The following is a 12,583-nucleotide window of genomic DNA, read 5'->3' as shown; positions in this document are numbered from 1 at the left end:
GAATGAATACACAACAACTGGCAAAACTGCGTTCCATCGTGCCCGAAATGCGTCGCGTTCGGCACATTCACTTTGTCGGCATCGGTGGTGCCGGTATGGGCGGTATTGCCGAAGTTCTGGCTAACGAAGGTTATCAGATCAGTGGTTCCGACTTAGCGCCAAACCCGGTGACGCAGCAGCTTACCAATCTGGGAGCGACGATTTACTTTAACCATCGTCCGGAAAACGTGCTCGACGCCAGCGTGGTGGTGGTCTCCAGCGCGATCTCCGCCGATAACCCGGAGATCGTGGCGGCGCATGAAGCGCGCATACCGGTGATCCGCCGCGCGGAGATGCTGGCGGAGCTGATGCGTTTTCGTCATGGTATCGCAATTGCCGGGACGCACGGCAAAACGACCACCACCGCGATGGTTTCCAGCATATACGCGGAAGCGGGCCTGGACCCCACCTTTGTCAACGGCGGTCTGGTGAAAGCGGCGGGCGTGCATGCGCGTCTCGGGCATAGCCGTTATCTGATTGCGGAAGCAGATGAGAGCGACGCATCGTTCCTGCACCTGCAACCGATGGTGGCGATTGTCACTAACATCGAAGCCGATCATATGGATACCTACCATGGCGACTTCGAAAATTTAAAGCAGACGTTCATTAATTTCCTGCATAACCTGCCGTTTTATGGTCGTGCGGTGATGTGCGTTGACGACCCGGTGATCCGTGAGCTGTTGCCGCGCGTCGGGCGTCAGACCACGACTTACGGCTTTAGCGATGATGCTGACGTTCGCGTGGAAGATTATCAGCAGATCGGTCCGCAGGGGCATTTTACGTTGCTGCGTCAGGGGATGCCTGAGCTGCGTGTAACCCTGAACGCTCCGGGGCGTCATAATGCGTTGAACGCCGCGGCTGCCGTGGCGGTGGCGACGGAAGAGGGCATTGCCGACGATGCTATTCTACGCGCGCTGGAAAGTTTCCAGGGCACCGGTCGCCGCTTCGACTTCCTCGGGGAATTCCCGCTTGAGCCAGTAAATGGCAAGGCCGGAACGGCGATGTTGGTGGATGATTACGGTCATCACCCGACGGAAGTGGACGCGACTATCAAAGCCGCTCGCGCGGGCTGGCCGGATAAAAACCTGGTGATGCTGTTTCAGCCGCACCGCTTTACGCGTACCCGCGATCTGTACGACGACTTTGCTAACGTGCTGACTCAGGTTGACGCTCTGTTGATGCTGGATGTGTATGCCGCCGGGGAAACGCCGATTCCGGGCGCTGACAGCCGTTCGCTGTGCCGCACGATTCGCGGGCGCGGTAAGATCGACCCGATTCTGGTTCCCGATCCGGCGCAGGTCGCTGAAATGCTGGCGCCGGTCTTAACCGGCAATGATTTAATTCTGGTGCAGGGTGCGGGAAATATCGGCAAAATCGCGCGTTCCTTAGCTGAAATCAAACTGAAGCCGCAAATTCAGGAGGACGAGCAACATGGCTGATAAAATCGCGGTCCTGCTGGGGGGGACATCCGCTGAACGTGACGTGTCGCTGAATTCCGGCGCGGCGGTGCTCGCCGGGCTGCGTGAAGGCGGCGTGGATGCGCATCCTGTCGATCCGAAAGAGACCGACGTGACGCAACTGAAAGCGATGGGGTTTCAGAAAGTCTTTATCGCGCTGCACGGTCGTGGGGGCGAAGACGGTACGTTACAGGGATTGTTGGAGTTGATCGGCCTGCCGTATACCGGCAGCGGCGTGATGGCTTCTGCCATCTCCATGGATAAATTGCGCAGTAAATTGCTGTGGCAGGGCGCGGGGTTACCCGTTGCGCCATGGGTGGCGCTGACTCGCGCCCAGTTTGAGAAAGGCCTCAGCGAGGCGGTCGTCACGGAAATTTCTGCGCTCGGTTTACCGCTGATCGTGAAGCCCAGCCGCGAAGGTTCCAGCGTCGGCATGTCGAAAGTTTCGGAATATGATGGTTTACATAGCGCCTTAGCGCTGGCATTTCAGCATGATGAAGAAGTATTGATTGAAAAATGGCTTAGCGGACCGGAATTTACCGTCGCGATACTGGGTGAAGAAATTTTACCGTCGATACGTATCCAACCCGCTGGAACCTTCTATGATTATGAGGCGAAGTATCTGTCTGATGAGACACAATATTTCTGCCCGGCGGGTCTGGAATCCGATCAGGAGACCCATTTGCGCGCTTTAGTGCAAAAAGCATGGTCAACGTTAGGTTGCGAAGGTTGGGGGCGTATTGACGCCATGCTGGATAGCGATGGGCAGTTTTATCTGCTGGAAGCGAATACCTCACCGGGTATGACCAGCCACAGTCTGGTGCCGATGGCGGCGCGACAGGCTGGGATGAGCTTCTCGCAGTTAGTGGTACGTATTCTGGAGTTGGCGGACTGATATGTCGCAGGCGGCGCTGAACACGCGAAACAGTGACGAAGAGGTGTCTTCATCACGTCGCAATAATGGAACGCGTCTTGCAGGAATTTTATTTCTGCTGACGGTGCTGTGTACCGTGTTTGTCAGCGGCTGGGTGGTGTTGGGCTGGATGGAAGACGCGCAGCGTTTACCGCTGTCAAAACTGGTGTTAACCGGCGAGCGGCACTACACGAAAAATGATGATATCAGGCAGTCAATTCTGGCGCTGGGCGCGCCCGGCACCTTCATGACGCAGGATGTCAATATCATTCAGAACCAGATTGAACGCCTGCCGTGGATCAAGCAGGCCAGCGTCAGAAAGCAATGGCCCGATGAATTGAAGATTCATCTGGTTGAATATGTGCCGATAGCGCGTTGGAATGATCAGCATATGGTGGACGCCGAAGGAAATGCTTTCAGCGTGCCGTCAGAACGTACCAGCAAACAGGTCCTGCCGATGCTGTATGGCCCGGAAGGCAGCGCAAGTGAAGTGTTGCAGGGCTATCGCGAGATGGGACAGATACTGGCGAAGGACAGATTTACTCTGAAGGAAGCGGCGATGACCGCACGTCGTTCCTGGCAGTTGACGCTGAATAACGATATTAAGCTCAACCTTGGCAGGGGCGACACGATGAAACGTTTGGCTCGCTTTGTAGAACTCTATCCGGTTTTACAGCAGCAGGCGCAAACCGATGGCAAACGGATTAGCTACGTTGATTTGCGTTATGACTCAGGTGCGGCAGTAGGGTGGGCGCCCTTACCGCCTGAGGAATCTACTCAGCAACAGAATCAGGCACAGGCAGAACAACAATGATCAAGGCGACGGACAGAAAACTGGTAGTTGGACTGGAGATTGGCACCGCGAAGGTTGCCGCTTTAGTAGGGGAAGTTCTGCCCGACGGTATGGTCAATATCATTGGCGTGGGCAGTTGCCCGTCGCGCGGTATGGATAAAGGCGGGGTTAATGACCTTGAGTCGGTAGTGAAGTGCGTACAGCGCGCTATCGACCAGGCAGAACTGATGGCGGATTGCCAGATTTCCTCTGTGTATCTGGCGCTTTCCGGCAAGCACATTAGCTGTCAGAATGAAATCGGCATGGTGCCGATTTCCGAAGAAGAAGTGACGCAGGAAGACGTGGAAAACGTCGTGCATACCGCGAAGTCGGTGCGCGTACGCGATGAGCACCGTGTGCTGCACGTGATTCCGCAGGAATATGCGATTGACTATCAGGAAGGCATCAAAAATCCTGTCGGTCTTTCCGGGGTGCGAATGCAGGCGAAAGTGCATTTGATCACCTGCCACAACGATATGGCAAAAAACATTGTGAAAGCCGTTGAACGTTGTGGCCTGAAAGTTGACCAACTGATATTTGCCGGCCTGGCGGCCAGCTATTCCGTATTGACGGAAGATGAACGTGAACTGGGCGTCTGCGTCGTGGATATCGGGGGTGGTACAATGGATATCGCCGTTTATACTGGCGGGGCGTTGCGCCATACCAAGGTGATACCTTATGCAGGTAACGTGGTCACCAGCGACATTGCCTACGCTTTCGGTACGCCGCCAAGCGACGCCGAAGCGATCAAAGTTCGCCATGGCTGCGCGTTGGGTTCCATCGTCGGTAAAGACGAAAGCGTTGAAGTGCCGAGCGTGGGCGGTCGTCCGCCGCGCAGTCTGCAACGACAAACGCTGGAGGAGGTTATTGAGCCGCGCTACACCGAGCTGCTCAACCTGGTCAACGAAGAAATATTGCAATTACAGGAACAGCTTCGCCAGCAGGGGGTGAAACATCATCTTGCGGCGGGGATTGTGTTAACCGGTGGCGCAGCGCAGATCGAAGGTCTTGCTGCCTGCGCCCAGCGCGTGTTCCATACGCAGGTGCGTATCGGTGCGCCGCTGAATATTACTGGTCTGACGGATTACGCTCAGGAGCCGTATTACTCGACGGCGGTGGGGCTGCTTCACTACGGGAAAGAGTCCCACTTAAATGGTGAAGCTGAAGTAGAAAAACGCGTAACAGCTTCGGTCGGCTCGTGGATCAAGCGTATCAACAGCTGGCTGCGTAAAGAGTTTTAATTTTTTTATGAGACCGGCGAAAATTACGGTCTCAGGCGACAGGCACAACGGAGAGAGAGATTATGTTTGAACCAATGGAATTAACCAACGACGCGGTGATTAAAGTCATCGGCGTCGGTGGCGGCGGTGGTAATGCCGTTGAGCACATGGTGCGCGAGCGCATTGAGGGTGTCGAATTCTTCGCAGTGAACACTGACGCGCAAGCGTTACGTAAAACTGCGGTTGGCCAGACCATTCAGATTGGTAGCGGAATTACCAAAGGTCTGGGCGCCGGCGCAAACCCGGAAGTGGGGCGCAACGCTGCGGATGAAGACCGTGAAGCCTTGCGTGCCGCGCTGGATGGCGCAGACATGGTGTTTATCGCCGCGGGCATGGGCGGCGGTACCGGTACCGGCGCCGCGCCAGTGGTTGCTGAAGTCGCAAAAGATTTAGGCATTCTGACCGTTGCCGTGGTGACCAAGCCTTTCAACTTTGAAGGCAAAAAGCGCATGGCCTTTGCGGAGCAGGGGATCACTGAGCTGTCCAAGCATGTGGACTCGCTGATCACCATTCCGAACGACAAGCTGCTGAAAGTGCTGGGTCGCGGTATTTCTCTGCTTGACGCGTTTGGCGCGGCGAACGACGTGCTGAAAGGCGCGGTGCAGGGTATCGCAGAGCTGATCACCCGTCCGGGTCTGATGAACGTCGACTTTGCGGATGTGCGCACGGTGATGTCCGAAATGGGCTACGCGATGATGGGCTCCGGCGTGGCAAGCGGTGAAGACCGCGCGGAAGAAGCGGCTGAAATGGCGATTTCTTCTCCACTGCTGGAAGATATCGATCTGTCTGGCGCGCGCGGCGTGCTAGTTAACATCACCGCGGGCTTCGACCTGCGTCTGGATGAGTTTGAAACCGTGGGGAACACCATCCGTGCGTTTGCTTCGGATAACGCGACCGTGGTTATCGGTACTTCTCTGGACCCGGATATGAACGACGAACTGCGCGTTACCGTCGTGGCGACCGGAATTGGTATGGACAAACGTCCGGAAATCACGCTGGTGACCAACAAACAGGTACAGCAGCCGGTACTGGATCGTTACCAGCAGCACGGCATGGCGCCGCTGACCCAGGAGCAGAAGCCAGCCGCAAAAGTGGTGAACGACAATACGCCGCAGACCGCGAAAGAGCCGGATTATCTGGATATTCCTGCCTTCCTGCGTAAGCAAGCTGATTAAGAATTAGCTGGAAGTTGGGATTCGCGGCTCTTTGTGCTAAACTGGCCCACCGAATGTATAGTACACTTCGGTTGGATAGGTAATTTGGCGAGATTATACGATGATCAAACAAAGGACACTTAAACGTATCGTTCAGGCGACTGGCGTCGGTTTACATACCGGCAAGAAAGTCACCCTGACCTTACGCCCTGCGCCGGCCAACACCGGGGTCATCTATCGTCGCACCGACTTGAATCCACCGGTAGATTTTCCGGCCGATGCCAAATCTGTGCGTGATACCATGCTCTGTACGTGTCTGGTCAACGAGCATGATGTACGGATTTCAACCGTTGAGCACCTGAATGCGGCGCTGGCGGGTTTAGGTATCGATAACATCGTTATTGAAGTCGATGCTCCGGAAATCCCGATCATGGATGGCAGCGCTGCGCCGTTCGTCTACCTGCTCCTTGACGCCGGTATCGAAGAACTGAAAAGCGCGAAGAAATTTGTTCGCATCAAAGAGACCGTTCGCGTCGAAGATGGCGACAAGTGGGCTGAGTTCAAGCCATACAATGGTTTTACGTTGGATTTCACCATCGACTTTAACCATCCGGCGATCGACTCCAGCACGCAGCGCTATGCGATGAACTTCTCTGCTGACGCGTTTATGCGTCAGATCAGCCGCGCGCGTACTTTCGGCTTCATGCGTGATATCGAATATCTGCAGTCCCGCGGCCTGTGCCTGGGCGGCAGCTTCGATTGTGCCATCGTTGTTGACGATTATCGCGTACTGAACGAAGACGGCCTGCGTTTTGAAGACGAATTCGTTCGTCACAAAATGCTTGACGCGATTGGTGACTTGTTCATGTGTGGTCACAACATTATTGGTGCATTTACCGCGTATAAGTCCGGTCATGCATTGAATAACAAATTGTTGCAGGCTGTTCTGGCAAAACAGGAAGCCTGGGAATATGTGACCTTCGAAGACGACGCAGAACTGCCGTTGGCTTTCAAAGCACCATCGACCGTACTGGCATAACGACACGCGTTGTCGCATAAATTCGACTGGTAAATCTGGCACTCTCTCCGGCCAGGTAAGCCAGTCGTTTTTTTTTGCTCGTTGAGCGGGCCGGTATGGGTAACAGACTTTCTTCAATGTCAAAACTCATTCTGCACTAAAATGCTGTGCGAACGCTGGTTTCTTAAGCGTTTTTAACCGTATCTTCTCATCAATACTGCTGTAGTACCTGAGCATTAATGATAAGATTTGTGCGCAAAAAACGTTTGAATAACATTTATGGGATGGCTTTAACGTGAGTGGAATACTGACGCGTTGGCGACAGTTAGGTAGACGCTATTTCTGGCCGCATCTCTTATTAGGGATGGTCGCGGCGAGTCTTGGCCTGCCTGCGCTCAGCAATGCCGCGGAACCCAACACGCCAGCTAAAGCGGCGGCCAGTCGCCACGATCAACAGGTCAGCGTTAATTTCAGCCAGCTTGCTTTGCTGGAAGCCTCCAACCGTCGGCCTAATTTTACTGTCGATTACTGGCATCAGCACGCCATCCGCACCGTTATCCGCCATCTCTCCTTCGCCATGGCGCCGCAGGCATTGCCCGTGGTCGAAGAGCCGTCGCCGCTTCAGGCGCATCATTTAGCCTTACTGAACACGCTCAGCGCGCTGCTGACTCAGGAAGGCACGCCCGCTGCGACTCCGCAGCGCGTCGCGTACGCCCATTTCATGCCGCTGGCCGTCTTTACCGTTCCTGCCTGGATAAGCCTGGCGCAGGGTATTCGTGCCGGTCCTCAACGCCTCAGCTAAAAACAGAAAACCTTCCTCTGATAATTATGACTCCGCTGTGCGGGGCGTTTGAGATTTTAATATGCTAATCAAATTGTTAACTAAAGTATTCGGTAGCCGTAACGATCGCACGCTGCGTCGTATGCGTAAAGTGGTCGGCGTGATCAACGCCATGGAACCGGAAATGGAAAAACTCACCGACGAAGAGCTGAAAGCCAAGACCGGAGAGTTCCGTGCGCGTCTCGAGAAAGGCGCTAGCGTGGAAAGCTTGATCCCGGAAGCGTTCGCCGTGGTGCGTGAAGCGAGCAAGCGCGTATTCGGTATGCGTCACTTCGACGTGCAGTTGCTCGGTGGTATGGTTCTGAACGATCGCTGCATCGCAGAAATGCGTACCGGCGAGGGTAAAACCCTGACCGCGACGCTGCCCGCCTACCTGAACGCGCTGAGCGGAAAGGGCGTACACGTGGTGACAGTCAACGATTATCTGGCGCAGCGTGACGCCGAAAACAACCGTCCGCTGTTTGAATTCCTCGGCATGACCGTCGGCATTAACCTGCCGGGTATGCCTGCGCCCGCCAAGCGCGAAGCCTACGCCGCTGACATCACCTACGGCACCAATAACGAATACGGTTTTGACTACCTGCGTGACAACATGGCGTTCAGCCCTGAAGAACGCGTCCAACGCAAACTGCACTATGCGCTGGTGGATGAGGTTGACTCCATCCTGATCGACGAAGCGCGTACTCCGCTGATCATTTCCGGTCCGGCTGAAGACAGCTCGGAAATGTACAAGAAAGTGAACAAAATCATCCCACACCTGATTCGTCAGGAAAAAGAGGACTCCGACACCTTCCAGGGTGAGGGACACTTCTCGGTGGATGAAAAAGCGCGCCAGGTTAACCTGACCGAACGCGGTCTGGTGCTGATTGAAGAACTGCTGGTAAAAGAAGGCATTATGGATGAAGGCGAGTCGCTGTACTCTCCGGGCAACATCATGCTGATGCATCACGTTACCGCCGCGCTGCGCGCGCACGCGCTGTTTACCCGCGACGTTGATTACATCGTTAAAGACGGTGAAGTCATTATCGTTGACGAACACACCGGGCGTACTATGCAGGGGCGTCGCTGGTCTGATGGTCTGCACCAGGCGGTTGAAGCCAAAGAAGGCGTGGACATCCAGAACGAGAACCAGACGCTGGCTTCGATTACCTTCCAGAACTACTTCCGTCTGTATGAAAAACTGGCCGGTATGACCGGTACGGCAGATACCGAAGCGTTCGAATTCAGCTCCATTTACAAGCTGGACACCGTGGTGGTGCCGACCAACCGTCCGATGATCCGTAAAGATATGCCGGATCTGGTCTACATGACCGAAGCGGAAAAAATTCAGGCCATCATTGAAGATATTAAAGAGCGTACCGCAAAAGGCCAGCCGGTGTTGGTGGGAACCATCTCGATTGAGAAATCGGAAGTGGTGTCTAATGAACTGACGAAAGCGGGCATCAAACATAACGTCCTGAACGCCAAGTTCCACGCCAACGAAGCGGCTATCGTTGCCCAGGCGGGGTATCCGGCAGCCGTGACCATCGCGACCAACATGGCGGGTCGTGGTACGGATATCATGCTGGGCGGTAGCTGGCAGGCGGAAGTCGCCGCGCTGGAAAATCCGACGCCAGAACAAATTGCGCAGATCAAAGCAGACTGGCAGGTGCGTCATGATGCCGTACTGGCTGCGGGCGGTCTGCATATTATTGGTACAGAGCGTCACGAATCCCGTCGTATCGATAACCAGTTGCGCGGTCGTTCGGGCCGTCAGGGGGATGCGGGTTCTTCCCGTTTCTACCTGTCAATGGAAGATGCGCTGATGCGTATCTTCGCCTCTGACCGCGTGTCCGGCATGATGCGTAAGCTCGGCATGAAACCGGGTGAAGCCATCGAACATCCGTGGGTAACCAAAGCTATTGCTAACGCCCAGCGCAAAGTGGAAAGCCGTAACTTCGACATTCGTAAACAGTTACTGGAATACGATGACGTCGCCAACGATCAGCGTCGCGCGATCTACACCCAACGTAACGAACTGCTGGATGTCTCTGATGTGAGCGAAACCATTAACAGCATTCGCGAGGATGTGTTTAAAGCAACCATCGATGCTTACATTCCGCCGCAGTCGCTGGAAGAAATGTGGGATATCCCTGGCCTGCAGGAACGTCTGAAAAATGACTTCGATCTGGACATGCCGATCGCGGAGTGGCTGGATAAAGAGCCGGAACTGCACGAAGAGACCCTGCGCGAGCGTATTCTTGCGCAGGCTATCGAGGTGTATCAGCGTAAAGAAGAAGTGGTCGGCGCTGAGATGATGCGTCACTTCGAAAAAGGCGTGATGTTGCAGACGCTCGACTCGCTGTGGAAAGAACACCTGGCGGCGATGGACTATCTGCGTCAGGGTATCCACCTGCGCGGCTATGCGCAGAAAGATCCGAAGCAGGAATATAAGCGTGAGTCCTTTGCGATGTTCGCCGCGATGCTGGAATCGCTGAAGTATGAAGTGATCAGCACGCTGAGTAAGGTCCAGGTACGTATGCCGGAAGAAGTGGAAGCGATGGAGCAGCAGCGTCGCGAAGAAGCGGAACGTCTGGCGCAGATGCAACAGCTGAGCCATCAGGACGACGATAGCGCGGCGGCGGCTGATCTGGCAGCGCAAACCGGCGAACGCAAAGTTGGCCGTAACGATCCGTGCCCGTGTGGTTCCGGCAAGAAATACAAACAGTGCCATGGCCGCCTGAGCTGAGCCCAGGCATCATTGCCGGGTAACGCTACGTTTATCCGGTCAACGGTAAGTGACCAACAAAAAGGCGCGGGAGACTGTGCCTTTTTTATGGATGCGACAAGATGAAAACACTGCACATCGCGGTCGGGATTATCCGTAATCCGCAAAATGAAATTTTTATCACCCAGCGCGCCGCTGATGCGCATATGGCGAATAAGCTGGAATTTCCCGGAGGAAAGTTTGAATCGGGTGAAACGCCGGAGCAAGCCCTGAGCCGGGAGTTACAGGAAGAGGTGGGGATTACCCCGACGACCGTCACGCTGTTTGAAAAGCTGGAATATCAATTTCCGGACCGGCATGTCACCCTGTGGTTCTGGCTGGTGGAAGCCTGGCTGGGAGAGCCGTGGGGCAAGGAAGGTCAACCAGGCAAGTGGGTTGCTATTGAGGCGCTCAGGGAAGATGATTTTCCACCCGCTAACGAACCGGTCATTGCGAAGCTAAAACACGCTTTTCAGGGGTGAACACTTTTGTAGGCCGGATAAGCACACTGAATTGCGCCATCCGACCTCCAGGCGACGGTTACTGTTTTTCTTCGCTCCAGTCGTCGCTGTCTGACAAATCGCCGCTGCTCGGAATGCGTTTTTCCTCGGCGGCCCATTCTCCCAGATCGATTAACTGACAGCGTTTACTACAGAACGGGCGAAACGGGCTAATCTCGCCCCAGACGACCGTTTTACCGCAGGTAGGGCAGTTGACGGTGATCGTTTCTGACATTTTTACTCCTTAACAGCAGGCCAGCTCAAAATCGAGGCGCTCAGGTACCACGCCGTGTTCGCTATCAAGCGGCATAAAACGAATGGCAAAACGGCTCTTGTGACCGGAAATTTGCGGATAAAGCAGAGATTCGAACGGCAAATTGAGACGCAATAAATCAGCATCTTCGCCGTTATCCTGATAAAAACCGTTCAGGCTGGTCTGTTTGCGGAACGGCGCGGAGTTGCGAATGAGATCGAGGATCAGCGTCAGCGCCTGGTTTAGCGGATTCAGGCTGGCAAGCCAGGCATCCACTTGTGCGTCACGCTGAGCCTGTGGCAAATGCAGCCACATGTGCAGCGTGGGTAAATCAAAACTGCAGCAGCCGCCAGGAATGCTCAGGCGCTGGCGAACCAGCGCAATTAACCGATCTTCGCGTAAAAACTGCCCGATACGCGGCGCGGAAATCAAAACAGTTCCCGTCGTTTTTAGCTGCTGGCGCAGTGCTTCAATACGGCTTTGATCGACGCCGGGTACTTCTATCCATGCCTGAAGTTTACGCTGCTGGCGTTCAAGCTCTTTCAGCAATTCTGTACGCACTTCCCCGCGTTCGAACACGTCCAGCAAGTCCCCGACATTGCGAAAAAAATGCAGTGCGTCCGCATGGGTGGCGATGGGGAGATTAACCGAAAGTTGTTGAATCAAAAACTCAATGCGCAGCCATGTACGCATTTTTTCATTGAGCGGGTGTTCAAAAAGGACGTGGGTGTGCATTACGGTTTTTCCTGTGAGACAAACTGCGACGCAAGCTGTAAATACAGCGCGTGCAGGCGGGCGACATCCGACCTGATGGACTCTGGTGCGCCGTTATTATCAATAACATCGTCTGCCGCGGCAAGGCGCGCTTCACGTGTTGCCTGGGCGGCGAGGATCTGTTCGGCATGTGCGCGGGTAACATCGTCGCGCTGCATGGTGCGTAAAAGCTGCGTCTCGGGCGTCACGTCGACCACGAGAACGCGGTTCGCTTTGGTCGTCAGGCCATTTTCAACCAGCAGAGGAACAACCCAAAGTACATAAGGGGATGTCGCCTGCTGAAACTGGCGCTGCGTCTCCTGCTGAATAAGCGGGTGCAGCAGGGCATTTAGCCAGGCTTTCTCGTGCGGATTGGCGAAGATCCGCTCGCGTAGCAGACGACGCTGTAGCCTACCGTCTGCGTCGAGTAACGCCTGACCGAAGTGGCCGGCAATAGCGGCCAGCGCGGGCTGGCCAGGCTCGACGACCTGGCGGGCAATCATATCTGCATCAACAATCTGAATTCCGAGGTCAGCGAACGCGTTGGCGACGGTACTCTTGCCGCTGCCAATGCCGCCCGTTAAGGCCACTGTATACCTCATAAGCTCAGTTCCCGGTCATTTATTTTAATAATCAATTGGTTGAATATTGATCGCATCAGAGTGAAATGGCGCTAAAGCTGTCCCGCCTTTCACCAGGTAAATTTATGGGATTGTAGCGTAAAAAAAGAGAATTTCGCAGTCTTGCGCGGCACTGATTAGTGCGTATGATAGCGTCACTGGAGTTGCGCTCTCATA

The 12,583-nt window shown here is 54.8% G+C and carries 12 protein-coding genes; 9 read left to right on the top strand and 3 right to left on the bottom strand.

Annotated elements, in window-relative coordinates:
* Positions 1-2 precede the first annotated feature (2 nt).
* The 9 genes from murC (at position 3) to mutT (ending at position 10,762) form a co-directional block, all read left to right on the top strand.
* On the top strand, positions 3-1,478 hold the full coding sequence (gene murC, locus HVX72_RS17330) for a UDP-N-acetylmuramate--L-alanine ligase (RefSeq protein WP_181821978.1): 1,476 nt from the start codon (positions 3-5) through the stop codon (positions 1,476-1,478).
* Complete coding sequence (locus HVX72_RS17325; RefSeq protein WP_060570728.1) at positions 1,471-2,391, top strand: D-alanine--D-alanine ligase; 921 nt, start codon at positions 1,471-1,473, stop codon at positions 2,389-2,391. Before murC ends, HVX72_RS17325 begins: the two co-directional genes overlap by 8 nt.
* A 1-nt stretch (position 2,392) precedes the next feature.
* Positions 2,393-3,223, top strand: coding sequence for a cell division protein FtsQ (gene ftsQ, locus HVX72_RS17320; protein ID WP_042290047.1), 831 nt, complete (start codon positions 2,393-2,395; stop codon positions 3,221-3,223).
* Positions 3,220-4,482 carry a cell division protein FtsA gene (gene ftsA, locus HVX72_RS17315; RefSeq protein WP_181821977.1) on the top strand — a complete coding sequence of 421 codons (1,263 nt, stop codon included), beginning with the start codon at positions 3,220-3,222 and terminating at the stop codon, positions 4,480-4,482. The genes ftsQ and ftsA overlap by 4 nt, the downstream gene beginning before the upstream one ends.
* A gap of 62 nt (positions 4,483-4,544) precedes the next feature.
* Positions 4,545-5,696: a cell division protein FtsZ gene (ftsZ, locus tag HVX72_RS17310; protein ID WP_042290043.1), complete on the top strand. Its 1,152-nt coding sequence runs from the start codon at positions 4,545-4,547 to the stop codon at positions 5,694-5,696.
* Positions 5,697-5,796: 100 nt separating this feature from the next.
* Positions 5,797-6,714: a UDP-3-O-acyl-N-acetylglucosamine deacetylase gene (gene lpxC, locus HVX72_RS17305; protein ID WP_042290041.1), complete on the top strand. Its 918-nt coding sequence runs from the start codon at positions 5,797-5,799 to the stop codon at positions 6,712-6,714.
* 274 nt (positions 6,715-6,988) lie between these two features.
* Positions 6,989-7,495 carry a secA translation cis-regulator SecM gene (gene secM / locus HVX72_RS17300; protein ID WP_181821976.1) on the top strand — a complete coding sequence of 169 codons (507 nt, stop codon included), beginning with the start codon at positions 6,989-6,991 and terminating at the stop codon, positions 7,493-7,495.
* Between the two features lie 61 nt (positions 7,496-7,556).
* Positions 7,557-10,262: a preprotein translocase subunit SecA gene (gene secA / locus HVX72_RS17295; protein ID WP_042290036.1), complete on the top strand. Its 2,706-nt coding sequence runs from the start codon at positions 7,557-7,559 to the stop codon at positions 10,260-10,262.
* 101 nt (positions 10,263-10,363) lie between these two features.
* Positions 10,364-10,762: an 8-oxo-dGTP diphosphatase MutT gene (gene mutT, locus HVX72_RS17290; protein ID WP_181821975.1), complete on the top strand. Its 399-nt coding sequence runs from the start codon at positions 10,364-10,366 to the stop codon at positions 10,760-10,762.
* Positions 10,763-10,820: 58 nt separating this feature from the next.
* On the opposite strand, the gene yacG is transcribed toward mutT, so the two are convergent.
* Genes yacG through coaE form a run of 3 tightly spaced genes read right to left on the bottom strand, consistent with a single transcriptional unit; the run spans position 10,821 to position 12,388 of the window.
* Positions 10,821-11,015, bottom strand: a complete 195-nt coding sequence (gene yacG / locus HVX72_RS17285; protein ID WP_042290032.1) for a DNA gyrase inhibitor YacG — start codon at positions 11,013-11,015, stop codon at positions 10,821-10,823.
* Between the two features lie 9 nt (positions 11,016-11,024).
* On the bottom strand, positions 11,025-11,768 hold the full coding sequence (gene zapD, locus HVX72_RS17280) for a cell division protein ZapD (RefSeq protein ID WP_042290030.1): 744 nt from the start codon (positions 11,766-11,768) through the stop codon (positions 11,025-11,027).
* Positions 11,768-12,388, bottom strand: coding sequence for a dephospho-CoA kinase (gene coaE / locus HVX72_RS17275; protein ID WP_181821974.1), 621 nt, complete (start codon positions 12,386-12,388; stop codon positions 11,768-11,770). Before coaE ends, zapD begins: the two co-directional genes overlap by 1 nt.
* Positions 12,389-12,583: the final 195 nt, after the last annotated feature.

Source organism: Citrobacter sp. RHB21-C05 (assembly GCF_013889015.1).
GTDB lineage: Bacteria > Pseudomonadota > Gammaproteobacteria > Enterobacterales > Enterobacteriaceae > Citrobacter_A > Citrobacter_A sedlakii.
Note: the sequence above shows the minus strand (reverse complement) of the source record. Positions and strands in the feature narration are given on the sequence as shown.